This is a genomic window from Treponema sp. Marseille-Q4132, from assembly GCF_014334835.1.
Classification (GTDB): domain Bacteria; phylum Spirochaetota; class Spirochaetia; order Treponematales; family Treponemataceae; genus Treponema_D; species Treponema_D paredis.
The window spans coordinates 1,674,146-1,698,400 of sequence record NZ_CP060591.1; the positions used below are offsets into that span (position 1 = coordinate 1,674,146).

Sequence of the window (24,255 nt, forward strand, 5' to 3'; positions counted from 1 at the left end):
TACGGGAGGTACCGGCATGAAAATAATAATTGCGGCTGCGGCCGCTGCAGCGCTTATGTGCGCGGGCTGCGCATCGGTAAAATCGAACGGGAGCGCGGGTATTGCACGCTCGGGCATTAAAAGCGTTACGACGATTGCGGAATCTTTCGGCGACGGAGAAAAAGTGTCCGCCGTTGCGATCGAATTTCCGAAAACGATCGACGCGGCTTCGCTTTCGGCGGATGATTTTTCCGTCGCGGGCAGGGAAGTTTCGGAAGTCGTGACGAACGACAGAGCTGCGATTCCTTCAAGCGCTTCTGTTCGGGGAAAATACGTCATCGTCAAATTGCGCTATGTCAACAAGTGGGATGCAACGGACGGCAAGATGCCGGCCATGCCCGAGAGCGCTCAGGGCGAAGCCGAGGGAAACGGGCCGCGCTTCGAAGACGACGGTACGCCCGTCGATTTGAGCGCCGCCGTTACGCAAACCGGCGAAGTCCGCGCACAAGACGGTACCGTTTATGCGGCGGACAATGTGCCGCGTAAAAACGATGCGTCGATCGAACTTGTCATTTAGGATTTTAAAAAGAAAGTATTCGCCGACACCGAAACGGGTATAACGCTTCCGTATTTCGTCTATCTTCCCGACGGTTATTCCGAGCGCGAAAAATATCCGCTCGTGTATTTTATTCCGGACGCGAGCGCCGATACGAGTATCGACACGGCGACGCTGACGCAGGGCAACGGTGCGACGATTTGGGCGACGCCGGAAGAACAGGCGAAACACAAATCGATCGTCGTCGCGGTGCAATATCCGCTTTCCGTCGTCAAACAGTACGGCGCGCTGACGACCGACGACTACGTGTGGACGCCGGGACTTACCGCAGTGTACAATCTGCTGCAGCATGTAATCGACACCTATGCCGTCGATCGGAACAGAATCTACGGCACCGGTCAGTCGCAGGGCTGCATGACGAATATCGCGCTCAGCGACAGATACCCCGATCTGTTTGCTGCGCAGTACCTCGTTGCGGGGCAGTGGAACGTCGAAGAGATGGCCGCGATGAAAGATAAAAAGTTGTGGATCGTCGTCTGCACCGGCGATGCGAAAGCGTACCCCGGCTTCAATGCCGCGACTGCGCTGTGGGAAAAACTCGGCTCACGCGTCGCCCAAAACAAAACGCCGTGGAATTCGAAAGCGGCATCTTCGGAAATCGAAGCGGACATCGGCGCGATCAAAGCGGAAAACGCGGACATAAATTATACGGTGTTTGCGGACGGAAGCCACATGTACACGTGGTCGTTTGCGTATTATCTCGAAGGCGTACGCGATTGGCTTTTCGCTCAGACGAAATAAAGGCGATAAAACGCCTGCGGCTTTTTCAGATGTATGTACTATTGTTTTTTATCTCTCGCTTGCCGCAGTATGCGTGCACGCCCGCTTTCAGACGCGCAAGGCCGTCGTCCACCGTCGACTTCGGGCAGGCGACGTTCATGCGGAGAAAAGAGCGTCCGTTTCCGCCGTAAATCGAGCCTGCGGTAAGGTAGAGTCCCGTTTCGCTTCTGATAAAACGCGCAAGGTCGTTCGAGTCTTCGGTGATTTTCGAACAGTCGAGCCACAAAAGATAAGTCGCGTTCGACGGAACGGCAAAGATTTCGGGAATTTCATTTTTAATAAATTCGCGCACCGTTTTTTTATTTTCGAAAATATACGCGCGAAGTTCATCGAGCCATGCCCCGCCTTTTGTAAATGCCGCCTGAGCCGCGATACACGCAAAAACGTTGGGTTCTGCGACTTCGTCGGTGTTGAGCTGCCTGTCGATCTTTGCGTGAAGCTTGGGATTTTTTGAAAATACGGCTGCGGTGTGCAGACCTGCGATATTGAACGCTTTCGACGCTGCGACACAGGTGACGCTGTTCATCGCGCAGGTTTCCGAAACCGATGCGAAAGGCACGTAGGCGGCGCCGGGATCGGTGAGGTCGCAGTGGATTTCATCGCTTATGACGGTGACGCCGTGCTTTGCGCAGAGTTGTCCGATACGTTCAAGCGTTTTTGCATCCCAAATTTTTCCGACGGGATTGTGCGGGTTGCACAAAATAAAAAGCGAACTTTGCGGATCGGCGAGCTTTTTTTCGAAATCCTCAAAATCGATTTCATACGCGCCGTCTTTATACGCGAGCGGACTTTCGAGAATGCGCCTTCCGTTATTGACGATCGAATTGAAAAAAATATTGTATACCGGCGTCAAAACGACGACGTATTCGGCGGGCGTCGAAAATTTCCGTACGGCGCTCGAAAGTGCGGGAACGACGCCCGTACAAAACGAAAGCCATTCTCTTTCAATCGCAAAGTTGTGCCGCGTTTTCCACCAGCCGATGAGAGCGTCGTACCAATCGTTTTCGATGATCGGATAGCCGAACACGCCGTGCTTTACGCGTTCCGAAATAGCATCGATTATTTCCGGCGCAGCCTTAAAATCCATGTCGGCGACCCACATCGGAAGTTCGCCGTCTTTTACATCCCACTTATACGACGCCGTATGTTTCCGATCGACGATCGTATCGAAATCGTATACTGCCATTTTAACCGCTCCTATATGTATGTGTTTCAGACTGTCAAAAACTTTCGGTTTCGACAGCCGTATTGATTTTATTAATTTTTATTTGATCAGATTATTAATTTTTTACACATCGCCGTTTGTCGACTGTTGGTTTTCTTCCGTGCAAATAATTTTCGTCTTTGACGGATCGACTTTATCTTTTTCGACGATGAGCTTTCCGATGCGCTCCGCGCGTATCATACCGCTTGAAGGATTAAAGACGCTGTCTATCGTATTCGTTATGTCGGCGTCTACGGATGAGTATTCGAAAGCGAGCGTCGTATTGATGAGCTTGCAATTTTTCATAACGATATTGTCGATGTAACACATACCCTGTAAACTTTCGATCGTACAGTTTTCGAAGGTCAAGTTTTTCGAATTCCAGCCGAGATATTCTCCGGAAATAAACGAATTGCGGACGACGATATTTTCGGCATTCCACAGCGCATCTTTTGAAATGAGTTTCGAATTATTGATTTCGATATTTTGCGCGCCGTCGAAAGGATAGTTTCCGACAAGAATGAAATTGTCGATTTTCATATTTCGGCTGTTCATCGCAAAGTAGTCGCCCTTTGCTCTGACGTTTTCAAATACGGCGCCGTCGCACGACCAAAAAGTTTCCGCCGCATTCGGAAAGTCCGCGTTTACGATGCGTACGTTTCGGCATCTGCGAAAATTTTTCGGCGCTTCGATGACGCTGTCTTCGACCGAGACATTATCCGTATACCATACGCCCGCGCGCGCCATTTCAAACCACGTGCAGTTTTTTACGGCGATGTTTTTACCGTACCACAGAGGATATTTCCATTTGAACATACAGCCTTCAAGTTCTATATCCGACGCGTGCTTCAGCGGCGATTCGCCGTCGGCAAAAATCGTGTCGATGATTTTCATGTCGTGCGCTTGAAAGAGCGCGCGTTCGCCCGTTAAAAATTTTTGTTCGATTTTTTCCATATCGCAATCCTTATATGCCTACGTATAAAATATAGTAAAACGGAAACGAAAGAGCAAATACGTGATATACTTGTATGTATGAGCGATATCGTATTGATTGCGCCGTATGAAAAAATGCTTTCGGATGCGAAACATGTTATTGAAAAAAGGCATTATACGAATATCGCTGCAGTGTTCGGCGATTTGTCCGCAGGCCTCATCGCGGCTTCGGATGCCTTGAAAAACGGTGCGAAAATTCTTATCAGCAGGGGAGGAACGTATTCTCTCATTCAATACGTTTCACCCGTTCCCGTCGTTGAAATAAAAACGAGTCCGATCGATTTTGCGGCGACGATCAGAGCGCTGCAAAATATCGACGATATTATCGGAGTCGTCGGCTATGCGAACAGTATGAACGGCTATGAACTGCTGAAAGAATTGGGAAAGCACGTTATCAGAGCGGAGCTGAAAAACAATAATGATTCCGTCGAAGATAAAATAAAAGACTGCGTCGATTCCGGCGCAAAAGTGATTGTCGGAGATGCGGTCACGTGCCGTACCGGCAGCGCTCTCGGCTATACGTGTTTTTTGCTTGAAAGCGGAGAGCAATCGCTCGAAGATGCGTTCGATGAAGCCGAGCGGATACTGCAGGCGATCGAACGGGAAGAAGAGCTTATCGACCGTTACCGCACGCTTATGGATTCCGTTCACGACGGCGTTCTTGCGACCGACGAAAACAACAGGATCGTTGCGGTCAATGCGCCCGCGTGCCGCATTTTCGGTTTGGAGCAAAAAGATTTGTCGGATATGCCGCTCGGTGTACTCGATCGGTACGGCGCCGTTATCCGGGAGATTGCAGCCGATGTGCCGCTTTCCGACGAGCTGCGGCAAATCGGTTCGTCGAAAATCGAAATCAGCAATTATCCGATACGGTCGGGCGGAAAAAAGCACGGTTCAATCGCGGTATTTCAGGATATCACCGCCGTACAGAACCGCGAAAAAAAGATACGGCAAAAGCTCGTGCAAAAGCGGCTTACGGCAAAGTATTCGTTTGCGACGATAATTTATAAAAGCCGCGTCATGGGCGATTGCATCGCGATCGCTCAAAAAATCTGCAATTACGATTCCGCCGTTTTGATCGAAGGCGAATCGGGCGTCGGAAAAGAATTGTTCGCGCAGAGCATTCATAACGGAAGCAAACGCCGGATTGCGCCCTTCGTTGCGGTCAGCTGTGCCGCTCTTCCGCCCGCGCTTATTGAAAGCATGCTCTTCGGATATGCGGAAGGCGCGTTTACCGGCGGCGTCAGGGGCGGAAAAGAAGGCGTCTTTGAAATGGCGCATACGGGTACTCTTTTTCTCGACGAAATCGGAGAGCTGCCGTTTGAATTGCAGGGGCGCCTTTTGCGTGTGGTGCAGGAACGCGAAGTGATGCGCATCGGAGGCGATGCGAATATTCCGCTCGACGTGAGGCTCATCTGTGCGACGAATAAAAATCTGCACGAACTCGTTACGGACGGAAAATTCCGCAAGGATTTATTATATCGATTGAATACGCTGCGTCTGTATATTCCTCCGCTGAACGAACGTACGGAAGATATTCCCGTTTTGGCGGAATTGTTTTTACGGAAATATAACGGATGCTATGCGAAACGATTTGCGGGATTTACCCGTGAAGCGCTTTCGTTTTTGAAGCGCTATGTGTACGAAGGAAACGTTCGCGAACTGCAGGGTATGATAGAGAGAGCCGTTATCATCGGCGAAGGCGATTTTATAAAAGAAGAAGATTTGTGCGCGGGACTTCCCGATCCGTTTTACGGCAAGTATCCGCAATCGAAAATCGATACGGTCGGAAAAGCGGGTGAGGATCCGCTTTCTTTCGGTGAAAAAAATCTGTCGCTTAAAGCAGCGGAAGATCGGTATATCAGAGAAATTTTTGCAAAGACCGGCAATTCGGTTTCGGAAACCTGCCGCATACTCGGCATCAACCGCTCGACGCTGTGGCGGAAAATGAAAAAATAATTGGTAGGGTGAAAGGCGGGGTTGCCCTGCAAAACGCCTTGTATGTGCCTGCAAGGGGATTCGAATTTTTATCCCGTTGTAAAATCAAAAGCTTCCGACGGCGCTTCCGTTCTTCAAAGAGATAAGCGTTTCGCGGGTTTTGGAATCCGTTTTTTCCGCGTCGATCTTTTGTAAAATCATTTCGGCAAACGGTTTCATCCCTTTCAGCATTACCGAAAAATATCCTTTTGTGCCGTCACCGCATTTTATGATAAACCATTGCATCGAAGGCGAATACTTTATATTGACGATCGAATTCCATTCTATTGTTATTTTTTTAAAATTTATTTTCCTGTATATTATAGCGTTTTCATCGTATGTATAGTTTTCGACAAAATACATATATACGAGAAAGATCCCGAGCAAAGCAAAAACTGAAAACAGTATAGTCGTTGCAGCCGACTCCGTTCCGTTCGGAAAGAGGTTTGAAAACAAAGCAAATCCGAAAAACAGCAGAAAATCTATAAGGCCGATGAAGAGAACATAGGTCGGCAATTTTAATCTCTTGTCGGTGTTCGTGTCCAAGTCTTTTTTCTTGTTCCGCTTCATCAAAAAGAAAATAAACGATATTAGGATACCGGTAATAACCAATCGGATTATGTCGCTCATATTTACTCCCATCTATAAAAAATTTTGCAAGATACTCGTATGGTATATTCCGATATGTTTGCTGTCAATAAGTTTTTTGTCCGCGGCATGCCGTTTTTAATCTTGCGCTTCCATCGATATATGTGTATAGTATAATTATGGCTGATAAAAAATTCACCGTTCTTGATTTGCTTGAACTGGATTTGCCCGGGCACGATGCGCTGTATTTGACGTGTATCGCGGGTCGGCGCGGTTTGCCTCGCGCTCTTACGGTGCCCGATATCAACCGTCCGGGTCTTGCGCTTGCCGGCTTTTACGAATCATTTGCTTATCAGCGCGTACAGCTTTTCGGCCGCGGCGAAAGCGCATACTTGCAAAAGCTCCACTCGGAACACAATCTTGCATCGCTGAAAGCGATTTTCGAATACGACATTCCGTGCTGCGTCTTTTCCTACGACATACAGCCGCCGGAAGATTTCCTTGCGATAGCGGAAGAAGCCTTTTGCCCCATTTTGCAAACGTCGCTCGAATCGACCGAATTTTCAAGCCGTCTCATCCGCGTTTTATCGAACACTTTCGCACCGAAAAAAACGATGCACGGCGTTCTCGTCGAAGTGTACGGCATCGGTATCCTGCTCGTCGGACACTCGGGTGTCGGCAAAAGCGAAACCGCGCTCGAACTCATCGAACGGAGTCATCGCCTCGTTGCGGACGACATCATCGAACTTCGGTGCGTCAACGGCAATATCCTGCTCGGGCAGGGCGCAAATCGATTTATCAGCCACCACATGGAAATACGAGGCCTGGGCATCATCAACGTATCGCAGCTCTACGGCGTCGGCGCCATCCGCGATCAAAAAGAAGTACAGCTTGTCGTCGCGCTCGAAGATTGGGACCCCGATAAAGTGTACGACCGTCTCGGTACGGATCAAAAATATATGGATATCCTCGGCGTTAAAATACCCGTTCTTGAAATACCGGTGCGGCCGGGGCGAAACCTGCCGATCATCATCGAAGCGGCGGCGATGAACGAACGCTTAAAGCGCATGGGGTACAATTCCGCTCGCGACTTCAATCAAAACGTGCTTAAATGGATCGAAACGGGAGAAGCGCAGGCTGCATATAACAGCAGCGACGATTCTTATTAATTGTTAATTTTACTTTTTTATAGAAGGACGGTGATATGCTTGAAAAGACGCTGATTGTAAAAAACCGTGCGGGCATTCACGCGCGGCCCGCCGCGCTCATCGCGCAGACTGCAAATAAATTCAACTGCGAGCTCACGCTTATAGTCGGCGATACGGAAGTGAATGCGAAATCGATTATGGGCGTCATCACGATGGCGGCGGGCTACAATACGAGCATCACGCTGAAAGCGGACGGCTCAGACGAAAGGGAAGCGGCGCAGGCGATCGAAGCGCTCTTCGATTCGAAATTTGCGGAAGAATAGCATGAAGGAAATCACCGACAGACAAAGACAGGTTTTGGCGTTTATCTCCGATTTTGCCGAAGAAAATGCGTATCCTCCTACCGTTCGGGAAATAAGCGATAATTTCGGCATATCGCTGCGGGCGGTGCAGGATCACATAGCCGCGCTCCAGCGCAAGGGATTTTTATCGCTGTGCCAAAAACGTTCGCGTTCGATTCGCGTACTTGCCGACGGCGAGCCCAAAGGTTCGCGCCCCTACATCGATAAAGTACCGCTCCTCGGAACCGTCGCCGCGGGTAAGCCGCTTCTTGCAGCGGAAAACCTCGACGGCTACGTCAATCTGACCGAACCCTTCGTACACCCGGGAAAGCGTTATTTTGCGCTTCGCGTGCGAGGGCAGAGCATGATCGACGCGGGCATCCTCGAAGGGGATTTGGCGGTCGTTGAACAGACGTCGGATGCGGAAAACGGACAAATCGTCGTCGCCGTGATCGATGAAGCCATCACTTTGAAACGGTATTACAAAGAAAAAAACCGCATCCGGTTGCAGCCGGAAAATCCCGCATTCAAAGCGATCTACAGTCAAGATGTCCGCATCGTCGGCATCTTATCGAATATCGTCCGCACCTATTGATATGGATACACCGATCTACCTTTACACCGGACCCGAATTCGGCGAACGGAACGACGCGGTTCTTGCCGTGAAAGAGGCGATGCGAAAAGCGCACGGAGAACTCGACGAATACCTTTTTTATGCGAACGAAACGCCTGTCTCGGAAATATTGACGATTTTGCAGAGCGGCTCCCTCTTTACAAACGCATCGTGTGTCGTCGTGCGTTCCGCGGAATCGATTAAAAAAAAGGAAGACGTCGTCGCGATATCCGCATGGGTAAAGACGGCAGGGGAAGGGACGAGTGCGCTTATCCTCGTATCGGATGAAATAGCCGTCGACGCAAAGCTCGAAAAACTTGTGCCTTCCGCGCACAAAAAAATATTTTGGGAAATGTTCGAAGACCGGAAAGTGCCGTGGCTTATAAACTTTTTCCGAAAAAACGGATACCGCATCGGCGAAGAAGCCGCCGAAGATATCCTCGACATGATCGAAAACAATACGCAGGCGCTCCGCTCCGAATGCGCGCGATTTTTTTTGCTCTTTCCGAAATCGCACGAAATCACGCCTCAAGATGTCGAAGCGGTGCTTTCGCACAACAGAGCCGAAAGCGCCTTTACGCTCTTCGCGGCGATGGCGTCGAGTGAAAGCGCATCGCGAAGGCTCGAACTTTCGCTCGACGTGCTGCAAAAAATCCGTCTTTCAAAAGATTCTTCTCCGGTGATGATACTTGCGGGGCTCGCTTCGTGTTTTCGCCGCCTTGCGCTGTGGCACGCGCTCGCATCGTCGGGACAAAGCGACGATTTTACGTTAAAGACACACGGTTTTTCGAGTAAAAAAGCGAAAGCCCAGTACAGCCGCGCTTCTTCGATTTGGACGGCGGGACAGACCGCGGCGATCCTTGCCGGCATCGCAAGCGCCGACATGGAAATCCGCTCGAGCGGTGCGCTTTTTGAAGACGTTCTTTTGCAGCGCGTCATCTACGAAACGGTCGTCAAAAAAGGCGCGTCCTGTTCTGCGTATGAAAGCGCGGTGTAATACATCTCAAGGCGTGCGCTGTAATGTATTAATAAAACTATTGTCAACGATCGCAATACGCTTACAAACGTGCAGTGTACAAAACCCGGTGTCCGCGTTATCATAGCGCTATGACCGATTATCAAAAAGATTTTATCGATTTTATGGTTTCGTGCGGTGCGCTCGCGTTCGGATCGTTTACGCTCAAAAGCGGGCGGCATTCACCGTTTTTTATCAACGCGGGTGCATATGTGACGGGCTCCGAGCTTTTGCAGCTCGGCAAATTTTATGCAAAGGCGATACATGACAATTTCGGCGACGATTTCGATGTGCTTTTCGGACCTGCGTACAAGGGTATCCCGCTCGGCGTCGCAACGGCGATAGCTTATGACGAATTGTACGGCAAAGCAGTACGCTATTCGTCGAACCGTAAAGAAGCGAAAGACCATGGAGAAGCGGGCATTTTGCTCGGCGGAAAAATTTCCGACGGCGACAGAATTTTAATAATCGAAGACGTAACGACGAGCGGCAAATCGATCGAAGAAACGTATCCGATCATCAAAGCGCAGAGCGAAAAAGCGAAAATCATCGGCTTGGTCGTGTCGATAAACAGAATGGAAAAGGGACTTACGACGGACAAAAGCGCGCTCGACGAAATAAGTGCATCCTACGGTTTTCCCGCCCGCGCGATAGTTTCTATGGACGACGTTATCGACGCGCTTTACATGCACGGTGATAAAACGATCATCACCGACGACATCAAAAAATCGCTCGATGACTACTACACACAATGGGGTGCGAAGCGCTGAAAGTGCGACGCCGCGGCAAAAACGCGAGTACCCTGCACAATCTACAAAATGCCGCGCGGCAGCCGATCGGAAAAAAATGCATCGCGCGGCACATCGCTCAGTGGTGAAAAAGGCGCATGCCGGTAAAGGCCATAACCATACCGTATGCGTCGCATGTGCGTATGACGTCGTCGTCGCGTATCGAACCGCCGGGTTCGGCAACGACGGAAGCTCCGCTTTTATGTGCACGCTCGATGTTGTCGCCGAACGGAAAAAACGCATCGCTTCCGACGGCGACGCCGGTATTTTTTGAAATCCATGTGCGCTTTTCTTCTTCCGTAAAAACGGGCGGCTTCGTTTTGAATACTTTTTGCCACACACCGTCCGCGAGTATGTCGCAGGATTCGCTTCCGACGTATACGTCGATCGCATTATCGCGTTCGGCTCTCTTTATGTCGTCGCGGAATTCAAGGGCGAGCGCTTGGGGCGACCGGCGGAGCCACCATGTATCCGCTTTGCCTGCAGCGAGACGCGTGCAGTGAACTCTCGACTGCTGTCCCGCACCGACTCCGATCGCCTGTCCGTCTTTGACAAAGGCGACGCTGTTCGACTGCGTGTACTTCAGCACGATGAGTGAAATTAATAAATTTAATCTGTCGGTATCTGAAAGCGTTTTATTTTTCGTTACGATATTTTTCAAACACGACGAGTCGATGACTGCATTGTTTCGTCCCTGTTCGAACGTAATGCCGAACACTTGTTTCCGTTCGATTTCTTCGGGAACGTATGAGCCGTCTATTTGAAGTACGACGTATGCACCTTTTTTTTTCGATTTTAAAATATCGAGAGCGGTGCCGTCGTAGCCGGGCGCGATAACGCCGTCGGACACTTCTTTTGCGATGAGGCGAGCCGTCGCTTCGTCGCAAGGATCGGACAGTGCGATAAAATCGCCGAACGACGACATACGGTCGGCGCCGCGTGCACGGGCATAGGCGGAAGCGAGCGGCGAAAGTTCGACATCTCCCGTAAAATATATGCGCTTGAGCGTATCGGAAAGCGGCAAACCGACGGCGGCTCCCGCGGGCGATACGTGCTTAAACGAAGCCGCGGCGCTTATGCCGCTTACGGTACGCAGCTCTTTGACCAGCTGCCATCCGTTCAGAGCGTCGAGAAGATTGATATAGCCCGGCATTCCGTTTAAAACCGCAAACGGTAGCTTTCCTTTTTCCATAAATACGCGGGAAGGTTTTTGATTCGGGTTGCATCCGTATTTAAGAAGTAATTCCGTCATAATTAATAATTCTCCTGACAGCGATAAAAAAAACTCCGTTCCGAGCCGGAACGAAGTTTTCACTGCGAATTAATTGCAGAATAAAGCGGTCTGTGATGTACGTTTCGAAAGAATAATCAGCCTTTTTCTGCGTCGGTAAAAATCGAATCCACTTCGTAGTTTGCGATAAAATCCTGTACATCTCCGTCGCTCATTGTGATGCCGTATGCGACATCGCTGCCCGGTTTTATATCGCCGCTGACTCCTTTAAAATCCGCATAGCTTATCGCCGTACCGGCAAGCGCGCTTTTGGCAGCCGCTCTGCTGAATCCCGATTTTCCATTATAATTGATATAAATATCACTCATACTCTCTTTACCCCAATGTAAAATATATATGTTAAGTATACAGGATTACCGACTATAAATCAAGGTGATTATTCAATAAATCAAAAATAAAAATCGGTACGAAAATCAGCCGAAAAAACGCTTCCGAGCGGCTTTGGGCGGACTTTCGTGCCGAATCGAAGGGGCCGTGCCGATTCGAAAACGAGTCGGTTTGACAGCCCCGTTTTCGATTTTACTTTAATTTTACCGCCAAACCGCTTATTTGAACGGAAACGGTTCTCTTGCCTTTGTCGTCGGCAATTTTTGTTTTCGTGCGTACGAAAATAACCGCATCGGCTTGGAGTTCGTCGGCGCGTTCGACCATTTTGTATACCGCATTGGCAAGCGCCGCGTCGAAAGGTGTCGGCGGAGCGATTACCGTTTTTTCGTTGATGTTAAGGTAGATGGCGTCGAAATTATCCAGGCTGCCGTAATTTCCGGTATCGCCCTCAAATAAACCGGTCGATGTCCGTACGTTTGAAACGCTTCCTTCTCCGCTTACGCGGCCGACTGCCGTATATGCTTCATAAGGAATTTCCGGCATTACCGGTTCGTTGTGCCGCATTCTGTTTATTTCACTTACGGAAGGCGGAATGCTTGAACAGGATGCTAAAATCAATATCGTTACCGCCGCCGAAAAAAGACTGAAAATTTTTTTCATATTAATTCTCCTTGAAAATAAATTGATTATAATTTAAAAACGGGTCCGAGTTTTATACTGAAAGCGTTTATAAAGCCCGGCGAATTTCCTACCATCCCGTATCCCAATCCGTCGGTAATGCAGGCCGTTATTCCGACTTTGCCGTTGAAAAAACACGCATAATCGAAGCGAAATGCGAGTGCTGCGAATTCGGCTAAAAGTGCATCTCCGAATCCGAATGCCGTTTGCAGTCCCGCTCCGAAATCGAATTGATGATTCCTTGCCGTTTTCGAATATCCTAAAAGGAACTCGCCCGCCCAGCCGGATACGAAACCGCCGCTTTTATAAGAGTAGTATCGGTGAAAGGGAGGATAAGAAAAGTATTCATATCCGCGGGTTATATAACTTGCATTTCCTAAAATAAGAGCGTTGTTGAACCAAACGGTAAAGCCCGAATTTCTGCGGTACATAAAATCCAAGCCCAATAACGCCGCATTTGCATTACTGTTACCCGGAACAACATAATTTTCATATCCGATGATCGGCGTAAGAAAACGCTGCCCCCGTATGCCTCCGCCTTTGCTTATTGCGGACATACCGTTTTCAAACGGAGAACGATACGTCCCTTTCGGCAAAAAGTTTTGCGCAAAACAAAACGGCAACACAAACAAGAGCATTGCCGAAACCGCACAGAGTTTTTTCATTTTCTATAACCTCCTTGTGTTATACTTTTAATATTTTCTACTATATTACCCCCCCCCATTTTGTCAAGAAATTTAATAACGATAAAAGAAAATTATCTGCAAAAAAATAAAATTGACAATGCGAAAACTATTGACATGCGAAAATATATTTTTTATTCAGCAGCTTTATATCTTTTTCTCACCGCTTCGCGTAATTTTCCGCAATCCACGTTTTGTATTCACCGGAGAGGATGTGATCGACCCAATCCCGATGCGAAAGATACCACGACACCGTACGGCGAAGTCCTTCGTCGAACGAAACTTTGCGCTGCCAACCGAGTTCGGTTTTGATTTTCGTGCAGTCGATCGCGTAGCGGAGGTCGTGTCCGGGGCGGTCTTTTACGTGGACGATCGTCTTTTCAACGTCGGCGACGTCTTTATGCAGTTCGCCTGCCGTAAGCTCGATGAGCTTTTGCAGCAGTTCGATATTTTGCAGTTCGTTTTCTCCGCCGATATTGTATTTTTGTCCGGCCTCGCCTTTTTGCAAAATAAGCCAAACCGCGCGGTTGTGATCTTCGACGTAAATCCAATCGCGCACGTTCTTACCCTCGCCGTATACCGGAAGCTCCTTTCCGTCTCGGATATTCGCGATCATAAGGGGAATGAGTTTTTCGGGAAACTGATAGGGTCCGTAATTGTTCGAACAGTTCGAAAGCGTAAGCGGCAAACCGTACGTGTGGTTGTATGCCGCCGCGATGTGATCGCTCGACGCTTTGCTCGCCGAATACGGTGAGCGCGGATCGTAGGGCGTCGTTTCGGAAAAAGCCCCGGTTGCCCCGAGCGATCCGTACACTTCGTCGGTACTTATGTGATGAAAGAGCACGTCTTCGCGCATCACGCCGTCCGGTTTTTGCCAAAAATTGCGCGCGGCGTCGAGCAGCGTAAAGGTTCCCATGACATTCGTTTTAATAAAGGTTTCCGGTCCCAAAATGGAACGGTCGACGTGGCTTTCCGCTGCAAAGTGCACGATAGTGTCGATATCGTACTGTTTTAAAATACGTTCGATTTCCGCTCTATCGCAGATGTCGGCTTTTTCAAAAAAATAGCGGGACGAAGCGTACTCGGCTTCGATGTCGGCGAGGCTTTCAAGGTTGCCCGCGTAAGAGAGGCAATCGACGTTGACGACGCGGCCGGCAAAGCCGCTTTCGCTTCCGAGCAAAAAGCGGATAAAATTGCAGCCGATAAAACCGGCGCCGCCGGTGACCATGATATTCGTTAATTTCCGAGCCATATACCGTCCTTTGAAAAATAGTGTGTAGTTTTATCGAATGAGGGATGCTTTTTATCCTTTTCCGAAAGGAGCGGCGTCACGTCCGGCGCAATACGCTCCCAATCGATTCCGATCGCCGCATCGTTCCACATGATGCCGCCTTCACCCGAGGGGTCGTAAAAATCGGTGCACTTGTATGCGAAAACCGCGTCGCCGCTCAGCACATAAAAGCCGTGCGCGAAGCCTTTCGGAATATAAAATTGATTTTGTTTTTCGCCGTCAAGCACCACTCCGTAGTATTTTCCGAAAGTCGGAGAGTCGTTTCGTAAATCGACTGCGACATCGTATACGCTGCCCGATATGACGCGCACGAGTTTTCCCTGCGGATGTTTCGTTTGAAAATGCAGACCGCGCAAAACGCCTTTTGTCGAACGCGACTGGTTGTCCTGTACAAAGCGCGCATCGATCCCCGCCGCGGCAAAGTCGCGCTCACTGTAGGATTCGAAAAAATACCCGCGCGCATCGCCGAATACTTTCGGCACTATTTCAAACAGCCCCGCAATAGGAACTCCGTCAATCGAACATTGATTAAACGCGAACGACACCGCACACTCCAAAATTAATAATTAATAATTCGTATCGCACGAAGCGCATGACCGAAAAAATGCGTGCATGTTTTTCAGCATCCGGGCAGTGCGTACAGACCGCATCACAAGCTTGCGATGTATTCGAGATATCTGCCGTAATCCGTTTTGTAACCGTCCGCGAGTTTTAACAAATCTTCCCGTGAAATCCAGCCGTTCCGATATGCGATCTCTTCGATGCACGACACGTACAAGCCCTGCCGCCTTTCGATCGTCGCGATAAAGTTACCCGCTTCGAGTAAATCGTTGTAGGTGCCGGTATCGAGCCACGCCATACCGCGCCCGAGCAGTTCGACCGACAAAGCGGAGCGTTCGAGGTACGCGTTGTTTATCGAGGTGATTTCGATTTCGCCGCGAGCCGAAGGCTTTACGTTCGACGCAATGTCCACGACATCGTTATCGTAAAAATATAAACCCGGCACCGCGTAATTGCTTTTCGGATGAGCGGGCTTTTCTTCGATACCGATCACTTTGCCGTTTTTGTCGAATTCGACGACGCCGTACGCGCTCGGATCTTTGACATAATAACCGAAAATGACCGCACCGCCTTTTGTTTCGATGCGTTCGACCGCATTTGAAAGATTTCGCGAAAATCCCTGTCCGTAAAAAACATTGTCGCCGAGCACCAGAGCAACCGTATCGTTTTTAATAAAATCTTTTCCGACGATAAAGGCGTCCGCAAGCCCGCGAGGTTTATCCTGTACCGCATATTCGAAACGCATACCGAGCCGCTTTCCGTCTCCGAGCAGTTCTTCAAAAACCGGCAGATCGCGCGGCGTTGAAATTATTAAAACTTCGCGGATTTTCGAAAGCATGAGCGCCGACAAGGGATAATAAATCATCGGTTTGTCGTAGAGCGGCAAAATCTGTTTTGAAACCGCTTTCGTAATCGGATAGAGGCGCGTACCCGACCCGCCTGCAAGAATGATACCTTTCATAATTAAAAAAAATATATCACATGGGAAGTAAATATGCAACGATATTATTTTTTTGAGGGGAAAAGCCTTTCCCCTCGGTTCAGAGCTCCGCTCTTCACCCGACCCCTTTCAAGCGGGGCGGACTTTTTTCGCTCGTGCCCCCGCAACGCCCCGCGTGCGGAAAGGTTTGTATCCGCTCCGAATTTTATATCACCTTGTTCGGAAAAAAATTAATAATTTACGGGATAAAGCGCAGCATCAATTTGAGCTGAGTCGTCACCGCGATATCCGCTTTGTGTCTGTCATGTTGTGCCGTATGTCCGAGTATCGAAATGCCGTTGGTTATCTTCGAGCGTTTAAACATACGGCGGAATACGCCGGCGGTTCCGCTCATACCGCTTCCTTCATGCGTACAAAACGGAACGATCGTTTTTCCGTTCATATCGTTTTTTTCTATAAATGTGTACACGACCGGCGGCAAGTCGCCCCACCAAATCGGATAACCGATAAAAATCGTATCGTACGGAGAAACATCCACGGTACCCCTATATGCGGGACGCGCTTTGTTTTTTTGTTCTTCTTTTACGTATGCGGTGCAGCTTTTATAATCGGCGGGATAGGGTTTTTCCGGTACGATTTCGAATATGTCGGCGTTCATTTTTTCAGCGATGAGTTTTGCAACGATGGCCGTATTGCCTTCGGTTACGTAGCCGACTTTGGCATTTTCATCCGCGCGGGAAAAATAGACGACGAGCGATTTGCGTTCTTTCGGCTTGGCTTGTACGCCGACCGCCGCAAAAACGAAAACCAAAGCGGCAATGATTTTTATTTTATTCATACGGTACTCCCGAATACGATTCCTATGCATCGATTTCGTTTACTATCCCGCTTCAGTACGGGGACAATAATGTGTAAAAGATATCGACTATCGGCGCCTTGTACAAGCGTGTTGACTTTCCGTATCCTTGCGATACAATGAAAAGCGGGAGGCCGCATTATGAAATTGACAAGTACGGCGTTTGCCGACGGTGAAAAATTGCCGAAAGAATTTGCAAAAATGGGTGCGAACCGCATTCCCCCGCTGAAAATCGAAGGAGTGCCCGGCGGCGCAAAGAGTCTCGTCCTTATCATGCACGATCCGGATGCACCGATGGCGGGAGGTTTTTATCATTGGACGCTGTGGAATATCCCTCCCGAAACGGCGGCGATAGGAGAAGGGGAGATTCCCGCGTGTGCCGTCGAAGGAAAGACGAGCTGGGGTACGAGCGGCTATAACGGACCGCAGCCGCCGTTCGGTACGCACCGCTATATCTTTTATCTTTATGCGCTCGATGCCGTGATCGATCTTCCCGCAGGCAGCGACGTACAAGCGCTCAAAAAGGCGCTTTCCGGTCACGAGATCGAAAGCGCATCGCTTACGGGCATGTTCGGCGTGCTGGATAATTTCAAAAAATAAGGCCGCTCAAGTACACGAAAAAAAACGCGGCACCGCTTTAAAAAGCAGCAGCCGCGTTTTTATAGCCTCCGCATTTATGCGGAAAAGATCTTCGTCAGCCGTTATACGCTTTCAGCATCCACGCCAATTTTTGGTATGCTTTCGTGTAGCCGTTGAACATATCTGCCGTTACGCCGTCGCCTTCTTTTTCCGCAAGACCGACGATTTCTTTCGAATCTTTGATCCAATAATCGGTGTCGGAAACGAGGGCGCGGATCGTTTCGTCGGCGGATTTCGGCCCGCCGTCCAATTCTTTGATCGTCGCCATTGCGAGCGCTTCTTTCATGTTCGAAACGGGATTGCCGCCGAGAGCGAGAATGCGTTCGGCGACTTCATCGAGGATGTCGTTCGCTTCGTCATACAGCTCTTCAAGTTTTGCATGAAGGGTAAAAAACTGAGGACCTTTTAAGTTCCAATGGAGATTATGTTTTTTGACATAATCGATCATCTGATTTGCAAGATACAAATTTAATTTCGATTCCAATTCCTTTGTCATATAAACCTCGTATTAAAAACGTTTGATTTTTGTGCAATCCCGAAAAAAAATTGCACAAAGCTAACTCCATTTAAAATAATAAAAAAGACCTTCGCTCGTCAACATGAAAATTATTGATACAAGGAAAAATCGTATCAAAAAAATATAATTTCGGGATCGTGAAAACACGTCGAAATTCGATCCGAATATATTTGACAGATACGGATTTCGGGTGTATGCTGACGGAAGGTTGGGAAAATATTTTCAGAAATCGTTTTCCCAATCAAAACGGCGGTTTCCATTAAAAGAATAAATAACCATGATATATCTTGAAAAAAACGGATTGACGGTTCCGATTTTTATATCGCTGCGCGAAAAAGCAGGTTTCGTTTATTATCGAAGCGAAGATGTTGCCGAAGCTTTGAAAAAAACGTGTTATTCCGTCGTTGCAAAAGATGACGAAAATGCCGTCGGTATGGCGCGAGTTGTCGGCGATAACAGGATCGCTTTTTTTATAAAGGATGTCGTTGTCGATCCCGCTTATCAAGGCAGAGGAATAGGCGATTTGATTATGGAAGATATTATGCGCCATATCAAAAACGTGTGTGCCGACGATGCGTATGTGGGGCTGATGTCCACCCCCGGACGGGAATCGTTTTATGAAAAATACGGCTTTATTGTGCGCCCGAATGAAAAATTCGGAAGCGGCATGGTACAGTATATTAAAACGGGAAAATCTAAACAGGAGGCATGATGACTAAAGAAAAAATCATTATCGATACGGATCCCGGAATCGACGATGCGGTTGCGTTGGGAATCGCGCTGTTCAGCGATGCGCTCGACGTCAAACTTATTTCGACTGTCGCTGGAAACGTTTCACTGGAAAAAGTTACGACAAACGCTTTAAAGCTCGTAACGTTTTGGGGCAAAAAGACGCCGGTAGCGAAGGGTGCGGTAAAGCCGCTTATTGCGGAGTTTGCCGATGCGTCGAATGTTCACGGAAAAAGCGGTATGGACGGTTTCGATTTTCCCGAGCCGGATATGTCTCTCTTGTCCGAAAAGCATGCGGTTGAAAAGATGCGCGAAGTTATCATGGCGGAAGATAAAATCACCGTCGTTGCCATCGGGCCGCTGACGAATGTTGCCCTGTTGTTTTCTCTCTATCCCGAAGTGAAAACGCATATTTCCCGTCTGATTATTATGGGCGGTTCGCTCACGCGCGGAAACAAAGGCGTTATGTCGGAATTCAATTTTGCAACCGATCCGCATGCGGCAAAAATAGTTTTTGACGCGGGACTTCCGATCGCTATGGTCGGCTTGGATATCGGCTGGCAGGCGACGGTTTTGCCGGAAAACACCGAAAAGCTGCTTTCGATGGGCAAGACGGGAGAGATGGTGCATGCGCTCTTTAAAAAATACAGAAGCGGTACTTTTGCAACCGGTTTGCGTATGTACGATGCATGTGCGATCGCATACGTATTGCGCCCGGATATGTTTAAAACCGCAGAGGCATTTGTCGATATCGAATTGGCGGGAAGCTTGACCGCCGGTTGTTCTGTCGTCGACTTAAAAGGATATTTGCATAAAGATGCGAATGCAACGGTTTGTACGGATATAGATCCCGCGGCTTTCCGCACGTGGTTTACGGATTCTTTGGCAAAATGTATATAAAAGGAGTAAAACAAGGAGTAAAACTATGGATGTGTTTTTGATGTACGGCTTGGCGATCGTCGCCTTTGCTCTTCTCGTGTATCTTCTGATAAAAAAAATGGATGTTAAAATATCGCTTTTTTTATTGGGTGTGATACTGATGTATGCGGCTTTGCTCATGGGCAAACCTCTTGCGTTCAAGAACTTTTCGAGTACGGGACTTGCTTTTTTGGATCCGCTCGAAATAATTATAGCGCAATTCAAATCGACGCTTTCATCGGCAGGATTTATTATTCTCATTTTGGGCGGCTATTCGGCGTATATGTCGCATATCGAAGCGAATAAAGTAACCGTTTCGATATTGCTGAAACCCGTAAAAAAAATAAAGTCGGTGTATGTGCTCGTGCCGCTCGTTTTTTTAATCGGAAATTTTTTGTCGCTCGTTATTCCGAGCGCATCGAATTTGGCGATTATTTTACTGGCGACGCTGCTGCCCGTTTTGCTTGAATCGGGGATGAGCGTACTGACGGCGGCGGCCGTTATAGCAACGACGGCGACGGTTATGCCGACTCCGCTTGGAGGCGATAACGTCGCTATAGCCGCGGAGCTTGCCAATACCGCTCAATACGCAGGTTTGACGGTGTCGGATTATGTTTTCAAATATCACGCGCTCGTATCGGTGCCCACGCTTTTGGTAATGGCTGTCGTTCATTTCTTTTGGCAAAAAATTATGGACAAAAAATCCGGCGGCATCGCGGCGGATGAAACAATCGTACAAAAGGAAACGAGCGAAGCAAAACACGGTCCCTTGTTTACGGCGGTCTACGGTTTGCTTCCCTTGCTGCCGATCATTTTTTTAATCGTCATATTTGTCCTCGATATCGCTTTTTCGATCAAAATTAAATTGACCGTTGAAATCGCGACCTTGTGTTCTTTCATTATCGCCGTCGTATGCGAAATCATCAGAAATAAAAGCGCGAAAAAAGCGCTCGAAGGTACGGAACACTTTTTCAAAGGAATGGGCGGCGTTATTCCCGTTGTCGTTCTGCTTGTCGCTGCAAGCGTTTTCGTCGTCGGTTTAAAATCGATCGGCATTATGACGCATTTGCAGAATTTAATGACGGGAATCGGAGGCTCGGGGACGGGTTTCGCTTTGCCTTTGATATTGCTTTTCCTGACCGCGCTCATCGTTTTGCTGAGCGGAAGCGGTACGGCTTTGTTTTATGCAATGGTGCCGCTTATGGTACCGCTCGCCGCCGCTGCGGGTATCAACGTGTTGGCGCTCAGCATTCCGCTCGGACTCGGAGGCAATTTGCTGCGTGCTGTTTCACCCGTGTCCGCGGTCGTTATCATCGTTGCCGGAAGCGTAAAGAAAACGCCGTTTGAAATCGTAAAGCGGACTTCCGTTCCGATGATTGCGGGAACCGTATTTATGTTTATACTTTCCATGATCGTATTCTTAAAATAAAATGACGAAGGGATCGGACGGTCGGTATACGGGCCGTCCGATCCGCAATATGCCGATACATTATAAACGGCTGTGAGGTTTTTTTGACGATTAGCGATATTGCCGCTCTCGCGAACGTTTCGGTTTCAACCGTTTCTAAAATTATTAACGGAAAAGACAAAGGTATAAGAGACGAAACGCGCGAACGAGTTCTGAAAATTGTTAAAGAATATCGATATAAACCGTATGATTTTATTAAAAAAACTGCGGGCTCGAAAAACTTTTTACTGGGACTCGTTTTATCGGATAAAAAAAATTGTTATTCGTTTCAAAACGGTTTTTTGCGTGAAGCGGAAAAGCAGGGCTACCAAGTGCAGCTGTGTCTTTCCGTTTCGGCGGAAAGCGAACGAAAGCACATCGCGTCATTATGCAGAAACGGAGTCGATGCCGTTTTATGGGAACCGGTTTCGGACGACGCGGACAATCAATCCGCCTTTATGCGAAAAAACGGAATGCCTTTTATGGTATTGGGCAGTGAAGATCCCGAAATAGGTATTTTTTACGATTATGAAAAAGCGGGATATGAGGCGGCGAATATCCTGATCGCATCGGGACATAAAAAAATACATTGTGTGTATGATGCAAACGATGAACGTGAATACGCAATACGGCGCGGAGTCGAGCGGTGCTGCTTCGACGGACATTGTTCATACATCGATTGTGAGGGGCTGCAGGAGGCGACGGCGGTTTACGGCACTTCCGCCTTTATCTGCTGTTCATGGGATTCGGCGCTGTCGGTATATGAGTACGCAAAATCGCATAAGTTCCGTATACCTCGCGATATATCGGTGCTGTGCATCGACGATGCCGAGCATATCAAATCGTTTCCGTATTTATCCGCCGTTCCGATTTCGCTTTCGAATTTCGGCGCGTTCGCGTGCGCTTGTTTAATAAATAAAATCGAAAATAGAAAAAATACGTTTGCCGTATACAGTGACCCTTATGTCTGCAATCATAGCGGGAGCATCGATTTGCCTTTTCCGCTGCAAAAAAAGCGGCTCATCGTTGCCGGCAGCATCAACACGGATATACTGCTTGCCGTAAAGAATTACCCGCAGACGGGAGAAAGCATTTCGGCTTCGAACGTTTCGATTGTGCCGGGCGGCAAGGGGATTAATCAGGCGGTAGGAGCTGCAAAACTCGGTGCGAACGTATCGCTTATCGGCAGTGTCGGCCGCGATTTTGACGGAGATATGATTTTAAACGTGCTCCACGAAAACGGCATCGACACGTCGGCGATCCGCGTCGATGCGGAAAGACCTACCGGCAAAGCGTATATTCACGTGCAGGAAGACGGAGAAAGCGGTATCGTTTTATACGGAGGGGCGAACGAATCCGTTACGGCGGAGACGATAGCGAACGGCGAAAGCCTTTTTGAGGATGCGGTCTTTTGTCTTTTGCAAACGGAAATACCGACGGATGCCGTGCGTGCGGTCGTCAATACGGCGAAAAAGCATAAGGTTGCGCTTATGCTGAAGCCGTCGGCGGTAAAAGAAATCGATGAAGAACTTTTTCGGGATTTGGATTATTTTATTCCGAATCGAAAAGAATTGAACAGGCTTTGTCCTTGCGAAGGATCACTGGAAGAAAAAGCGGCATGGTTTTTAACAAAGGGTGTAAAAACGGTTATCGTGACGCTCGGACGGGAAGGATGCTATGTCAGAACAGGGCAATATGAGCGCCGCTTTCCTGCCGCCGCCGTTTTCGCCCCTGTCGATACGACCGGTGCCGCCGATGCTTTTATCGCAGCGCTCGCCGTTTTTTTATCGGAGCATAAGAGCTTACAGGATGCGCTGTCTTATGCGATATACGCGGCGGGTTTTTCAACGACTCGGATAGGCGTCGTGCCTTCGCTTGTTGATCGGGCGACGCTCGAACATTTTGTGATACACAAGGAAGACGCCGAACGATAGATATGTCGGATGTGCCGCAAAAAAACTTATCGGTTTTTGGAGGAAATATGAAAATTGTTAATTTCGGTTCGTTGAATATCGATTACGTATATGCCGTTCCGCATTTCGTGCGTCCGGGCGAGACCCTTACTGCAGAGAGGCGCGATATATTTCCCGGCGGAAAAGGATTGAATCAGACTGCGGCGCTTTCCCGCGCGCTCGGCAAAGCATCCGGTATCGAAATCTATATCGCGGGCGGAATCGGAAAAGGCGACGGCGCGCTATTAAAACAAGCACTTATCGATATGAACGTCAATACGTCGCTGCTCGGCGAATACGATGCGCCTTCCGGACACACGTTTATCCAAGTGGACGCATCGGGGCAGAACAGCATCGTCTATTATCCGGGAACGAACAAAATGCACACGAAGGATTTTGTCGACGCCGTTCTCGCTCATTTTTCAAAAGGCGATTTTATCGTTTTACAAAATGAAATCAATATGCTCGATTATATTATCGAAAAAGCGCATGAGCGCGGGCTGAAGATTTTTTTTAATCCGTCGCCGTTCGAAAAAAACATACTCGATTTGCCGCTCGATTTTGTCGATTGCTTTCTCGTAAACGAAGTGGAAGCTGCCGATATTGCCTGTGTGCCCGTCGGAGACGGAGACGAGCTGCTTCGCGCCGTGACGGAAAAGTTCAGCAAAGCATCTGTCGTACTCACGCTTGGAAAAAACGGCGTAGCTTATAAAGATGCAAGCGGTACGTATAGGCACGGCATCTACAACGTACCTGTCGTAGATACTACGGCTGCAGGCGATACTTTTACCGGTTATTTTATCGTATGCCGCGCACTCGGTATGCCGGTCGAAAAATCTTTGGAGTATGCGTCGAAAGCGTCGTCGATTGCGGTATCGCGGAAGGGGGCGGCTCCTTCGATTCCGACATTCGATGAAGTTGAAAAGTGTACGCTCGCGCTGAAAAAGTGACGGACGAAAAAGCGAAAGCGGCTTTGCCGGCCGTTTTAAGCGAAAAGAGAAGATGGGGTTAATCGACCTTTTCCGCCGCGAGACATGGATGGTGTTATTCTTTTTGCTGCAGTCCCTCGTTTTCGGCTTTATCGAAATCGATCGGAGCGAAAGGCATGGCGAGGGCATCCGCCGCTTCCTGTGCGGTTTTTTCAGGAGATTTCGCCGTGCATGATACGGGCAGAAAAACGGATATACATATATACGATATCAAAATTGATAAGACGATTTTTTTAATAATCATGCCGGCCTCCGTATCATCATAACACGGATTCGTACGTGCAATCAACGTATGATTTCGGCCGGCGCCTCATAAAAAAATTATTGATATTATTAAAAGAAATATCGCCGCGCTGCAAGCGATTGTTAATAATCGGTTTGACAGAGATATATAT

General features: G+C 48.6%; 27 protein-coding genes. 14 read left to right on the forward strand and 13 right to left on the reverse strand.

Annotation, left to right across the window (positions count from 1 at the left end; all coding sequences use genetic code 11):
• Positions 1-16: 16 nt before the first annotated feature.
• Both H9I35_RS07660 and H9I35_RS07665 read left to right on the forward strand, forming a co-directional pair.
• A complete protein-coding gene (locus H9I35_RS07660) occupies positions 17-556 on the forward strand; it encodes a hypothetical protein (RefSeq protein WP_187418832.1) in 540 nt (179 codons plus the stop codon).
• 102 nt (positions 557-658) lie between these two features.
• Entirely contained in the window at positions 659-1,336 is a 678-nt protein-coding gene (locus H9I35_RS07665; protein ID WP_187418833.1) for a carboxylesterase family protein, read from the forward strand.
• A 25-nt stretch (positions 1,337-1,361) separates the two neighbouring features.
• Here H9I35_RS07665 and H9I35_RS07670 read toward each other — a convergent pair whose 3' ends face one another.
• Both H9I35_RS07670 and H9I35_RS07675 read right to left on the reverse strand, forming a co-directional pair.
• Entirely contained in the window at positions 1,362-2,561 is a 1,200-nt protein-coding gene (locus tag H9I35_RS07670) for a MalY/PatB family protein (RefSeq protein ID WP_187418834.1), read from the reverse strand.
• Between the two features lie 102 nt (positions 2,562-2,663).
• Positions 2,664-3,533 carry a DUF3737 family protein gene (locus tag H9I35_RS07675; protein WP_187418835.1) on the reverse strand — a complete coding sequence of 290 codons (870 nt, stop codon included), beginning with the start codon at positions 3,531-3,533 and terminating at the stop codon, positions 2,664-2,666.
• A gap of 78 nt (positions 3,534-3,611) precedes the next feature.
• Here H9I35_RS07675 and H9I35_RS07680 point away from each other — a divergent pair, with 78 nt between their 5' ends.
• Complete coding sequence (locus H9I35_RS07680) at positions 3,612-5,531, forward strand: sigma-54-dependent Fis family transcriptional regulator (protein ID WP_187418836.1); 1,920 nt, start codon at positions 3,612-3,614, stop codon at positions 5,529-5,531.
• An 84-nt stretch (positions 5,532-5,615) separates the two neighbouring features.
• On the opposite strand, the gene H9I35_RS07685 is transcribed toward H9I35_RS07680, so the two are convergent.
• Entirely contained in the window at positions 5,616-6,179 is a 564-nt protein-coding gene (locus H9I35_RS07685) for a hypothetical protein (protein WP_187418837.1), read from the reverse strand.
• Between the two features lie 137 nt (positions 6,180-6,316).
• Here H9I35_RS07685 and hprK point away from each other — a divergent pair, with 137 nt between their 5' ends.
• The 5 genes from hprK to pyrE all read left to right on the forward strand — a co-directional run bounded on the left by hprK (position 6,317) and on the right by pyrE (position 10,024).
• Positions 6,317-7,306 (forward strand): HPr(Ser) kinase/phosphatase, encoded by a 990-nt coding sequence (hprK, locus tag H9I35_RS07690; RefSeq protein ID WP_187418838.1) that lies wholly within the window; start codon positions 6,317-6,319, stop codon positions 7,304-7,306.
• A gap of 35 nt (positions 7,307-7,341) precedes the next feature.
• Positions 7,342-7,608 (forward strand): HPr family phosphocarrier protein, encoded by a 267-nt coding sequence (locus H9I35_RS07695; RefSeq protein ID WP_187418839.1) that lies wholly within the window; start codon positions 7,342-7,344, stop codon positions 7,606-7,608.
• Between the two features lies 1 nt (position 7,609).
• Complete coding sequence (lexA, locus tag H9I35_RS07700; protein WP_187418840.1) at positions 7,610-8,221, forward strand: transcriptional repressor LexA; 612 nt, start codon at positions 7,610-7,612, stop codon at positions 8,219-8,221.
• Between the two features lies 1 nt (position 8,222).
• The gene (holA, locus tag H9I35_RS07705) at positions 8,223-9,236 is read left to right on the forward strand and encodes a DNA polymerase III subunit delta (protein ID WP_187418841.1); all 1,014 of its coding nucleotides are present in this window, start codon (positions 8,223-8,225) and stop codon (positions 9,234-9,236) included.
• Positions 9,237-9,346: 110 nt separating this feature from the next.
• Positions 9,347-10,024 carry an orotate phosphoribosyltransferase gene (gene pyrE, locus H9I35_RS07710; RefSeq protein ID WP_187418842.1) on the forward strand — a complete coding sequence of 226 codons (678 nt, stop codon included), beginning with the start codon at positions 9,347-9,349 and terminating at the stop codon, positions 10,022-10,024.
• Between the two features lie 97 nt (positions 10,025-10,121).
• On the opposite strand, the gene H9I35_RS07715 is transcribed toward pyrE, so the two are convergent.
• The 8 genes from H9I35_RS07715 to H9I35_RS07750 all read right to left on the reverse strand — a co-directional run bounded on the left by H9I35_RS07715 (position 10,122) and on the right by H9I35_RS07750 (position 16,651).
• Positions 10,122-11,294, reverse strand: a complete 1,173-nt coding sequence (locus tag H9I35_RS07715) for a phosphoribosylaminoimidazolecarboxamide formyltransferase (protein ID WP_187418843.1) — start codon at positions 11,292-11,294, stop codon at positions 10,122-10,124.
• A 116-nt stretch (positions 11,295-11,410) separates the two neighbouring features.
• Positions 11,411-11,641 carry a hypothetical protein gene (locus tag H9I35_RS07720; RefSeq protein WP_016521158.1) on the reverse strand — a complete coding sequence of 77 codons (231 nt, stop codon included), beginning with the start codon at positions 11,639-11,641 and terminating at the stop codon, positions 11,411-11,413.
• A gap of 211 nt (positions 11,642-11,852) precedes the next feature.
• Entirely contained in the window at positions 11,853-12,320 is a 468-nt protein-coding gene (locus tag H9I35_RS07725) for a heavy metal-binding domain-containing protein (RefSeq protein WP_187418844.1), read from the reverse strand.
• A 26-nt stretch (positions 12,321-12,346) separates the two neighbouring features.
• The gene (locus H9I35_RS07730; RefSeq protein ID WP_187418845.1) at positions 12,347-13,003 is read right to left on the reverse strand and encodes a DUF2715 domain-containing protein; all 657 of its coding nucleotides are present in this window, start codon (positions 13,001-13,003) and stop codon (positions 12,347-12,349) included.
• A 178-nt stretch (positions 13,004-13,181) separates the two neighbouring features.
• Positions 13,182-14,273, reverse strand: coding sequence for a dTDP-glucose 4,6-dehydratase (gene rfbB, locus H9I35_RS07735; RefSeq protein WP_187418846.1), 1,092 nt, complete (start codon positions 14,271-14,273; stop codon positions 13,182-13,184).
• Positions 14,258-14,857, reverse strand: a complete 600-nt coding sequence (rfbC, locus tag H9I35_RS07740) for a dTDP-4-dehydrorhamnose 3,5-epimerase (protein WP_187418847.1) — start codon at positions 14,855-14,857, stop codon at positions 14,258-14,260. Before rfbC ends, rfbB begins: the two co-directional genes overlap by 16 nt.
• 104 nt (positions 14,858-14,961) lie before the next feature.
• Positions 14,962-15,834 carry a glucose-1-phosphate thymidylyltransferase RfbA gene (rfbA, locus tag H9I35_RS07745; protein WP_187418848.1) on the reverse strand — a complete coding sequence of 291 codons (873 nt, stop codon included), beginning with the start codon at positions 15,832-15,834 and terminating at the stop codon, positions 14,962-14,964.
• 217 nt (positions 15,835-16,051) lie between these two features.
• Positions 16,052-16,651, reverse strand: coding sequence for a flavodoxin (locus H9I35_RS07750; protein ID WP_187418849.1), 600 nt, complete (start codon positions 16,649-16,651; stop codon positions 16,052-16,054).
• Between the two features lie 159 nt (positions 16,652-16,810).
• Between H9I35_RS07750 and H9I35_RS07755 the strand changes: the two genes are divergently transcribed.
• Entirely contained in the window at positions 16,811-17,269 is a 459-nt protein-coding gene (locus tag H9I35_RS07755) for a YbhB/YbcL family Raf kinase inhibitor-like protein (protein WP_187418850.1), read from the forward strand.
• Positions 17,270-17,363: 94 nt separating this feature from the next.
• On the opposite strand, the gene H9I35_RS07760 is transcribed toward H9I35_RS07755, so the two are convergent.
• Positions 17,364-17,804, reverse strand: coding sequence for a Dps family protein (locus H9I35_RS07760; protein WP_187418851.1), 441 nt, complete (start codon positions 17,802-17,804; stop codon positions 17,364-17,366).
• A 298-nt stretch (positions 17,805-18,102) separates the two neighbouring features.
• Between H9I35_RS07760 and H9I35_RS07765 the strand changes: the two genes are divergently transcribed.
• From H9I35_RS07765 to H9I35_RS07785, 5 genes are all read left to right on the forward strand, one after another.
• Entirely contained in the window at positions 18,103-18,537 is a 435-nt protein-coding gene (locus H9I35_RS07765) for a GNAT family N-acetyltransferase (RefSeq protein ID WP_187418852.1), read from the forward strand.
• On the forward strand, positions 18,537-19,454 hold the full coding sequence (rihC, locus tag H9I35_RS07770; protein ID WP_187418853.1) for a ribonucleoside hydrolase RihC: 918 nt from the start codon (positions 18,537-18,539) through the stop codon (positions 19,452-19,454). The genes H9I35_RS07765 and rihC overlap by 1 nt, the downstream gene beginning before the upstream one ends.
• A gap of 25 nt (positions 19,455-19,479) precedes the next feature.
• Positions 19,480-20,901: a C4-dicarboxylate transporter DcuC gene (gene dcuC / locus H9I35_RS07775; protein WP_187418854.1), complete on the forward strand. Its 1,422-nt coding sequence runs from the start codon at positions 19,480-19,482 to the stop codon at positions 20,899-20,901.
• 83 nt (positions 20,902-20,984) lie between these two features.
• Entirely contained in the window at positions 20,985-22,853 is a 1,869-nt protein-coding gene (locus tag H9I35_RS07780) for a PfkB family carbohydrate kinase (protein WP_187418855.1), read from the forward strand.
• Between the two features lie 47 nt (positions 22,854-22,900).
• Entirely contained in the window at positions 22,901-23,821 is a 921-nt protein-coding gene (locus H9I35_RS07785; RefSeq protein WP_187418856.1) for a ribokinase, read from the forward strand.
• Between the two features lie 94 nt (positions 23,822-23,915).
• Here H9I35_RS07785 and H9I35_RS07790 read toward each other — a convergent pair whose 3' ends face one another.
• Positions 23,916-24,104, reverse strand: coding sequence for a hypothetical protein (locus tag H9I35_RS07790; RefSeq protein ID WP_187418857.1), 189 nt, complete (start codon positions 24,102-24,104; stop codon positions 23,916-23,918).
• Positions 24,105-24,255 lie beyond the last annotated feature (151 nt).

Coding starts and splice junctions, on each gene's coding strand:
- H9I35_RS07660 (WP_187418832.1), top strand. CDS start 17: ATGAAAATAATAATTGCGGCTGCGGCCGCTGCAGCGCTTATGTGCGCG.
- H9I35_RS07670 (WP_187418834.1), bottom strand. CDS start 2,561: ATGGCAGTATACGATTTCGATACGATCGTCGATCGGAAACATACGGCG.
- H9I35_RS07675 (WP_187418835.1), bottom strand. CDS start 3,533: ATGGAAAAAATCGAACAAAAATTTTTAACGGGCGAACGCGCGCTCTTT.
- H9I35_RS07680 (WP_187418836.1), top strand. CDS start 3,612: ATGAGCGATATCGTATTGATTGCGCCGTATGAAAAAATGCTTTCGGAT.
- H9I35_RS07685 (WP_187418837.1), bottom strand. CDS start 6,179: ATGAGCGACATAATCCGATTGGTTATTACCGGTATCCTAATATCGTTT.
- hprK (WP_187418838.1), top strand. CDS start 6,317: ATGGCTGATAAAAAATTCACCGTTCTTGATTTGCTTGAACTGGATTTG.
- H9I35_RS07695 (WP_187418839.1), top strand. CDS start 7,342: ATGCTTGAAAAGACGCTGATTGTAAAAAACCGTGCGGGCATTCACGCG.
- lexA (WP_187418840.1), top strand. CDS start 7,610: ATGAAGGAAATCACCGACAGACAAAGACAGGTTTTGGCGTTTATCTCC.
- holA (WP_187418841.1), top strand. CDS start 8,223: ATGGATACACCGATCTACCTTTACACCGGACCCGAATTCGGCGAACGG.
- pyrE (WP_187418842.1), top strand. CDS start 9,347: ATGACCGATTATCAAAAAGATTTTATCGATTTTATGGTTTCGTGCGGT.
- H9I35_RS07715 (WP_187418843.1), bottom strand. CDS start 11,294: ATGACGGAATTACTTCTTAAATACGGATGCAACCCGAATCAAAAACCT.
- H9I35_RS07720 (WP_016521158.1), bottom strand. CDS start 11,641: ATGAGTGATATTTATATCAATTATAATGGAAAATCGGGATTCAGCAGA.
- H9I35_RS07725 (WP_187418844.1), bottom strand. CDS start 12,320: ATGAAAAAAATTTTCAGTCTTTTTTCGGCGGCGGTAACGATATTGATT.
- H9I35_RS07730 (WP_187418845.1), bottom strand. CDS start 13,003: ATGAAAAAACTCTGTGCGGTTTCGGCAATGCTCTTGTTTGTGTTGCCG.
- rfbB (WP_187418846.1), bottom strand. CDS start 14,273: ATGGCTCGGAAATTAACGAATATCATGGTCACCGGCGGCGCCGGTTTT.
- rfbA (WP_187418848.1), bottom strand. CDS start 15,834: ATGAAAGGTATCATTCTTGCAGGCGGGTCGGGTACGCGCCTCTATCCG.
- H9I35_RS07750 (WP_187418849.1), bottom strand. CDS start 16,651: ATGAATAAAATAAAAATCATTGCCGCTTTGGTTTTCGTTTTTGCGGCG.
- H9I35_RS07755 (WP_187418850.1), top strand. CDS start 16,811: ATGAAATTGACAAGTACGGCGTTTGCCGACGGTGAAAAATTGCCGAAA.
- H9I35_RS07760 (WP_187418851.1), bottom strand. CDS start 17,804: ATGACAAAGGAATTGGAATCGAAATTAAATTTGTATCTTGCAAATCAG.
- H9I35_RS07765 (WP_187418852.1), top strand. CDS start 18,103: ATGATATATCTTGAAAAAAACGGATTGACGGTTCCGATTTTTATATCG.
- rihC (WP_187418853.1), top strand. CDS start 18,537: ATGACTAAAGAAAAAATCATTATCGATACGGATCCCGGAATCGACGAT.
- dcuC (WP_187418854.1), top strand. CDS start 19,480: ATGGATGTGTTTTTGATGTACGGCTTGGCGATCGTCGCCTTTGCTCTT.
- H9I35_RS07785 (WP_187418856.1), top strand. CDS start 22,901: ATGAAAATTGTTAATTTCGGTTCGTTGAATATCGATTACGTATATGCC.
- H9I35_RS07790 (WP_187418857.1), bottom strand. CDS start 24,104: ATGATTATTAAAAAAATCGTCTTATCAATTTTGATATCGTATATATGT.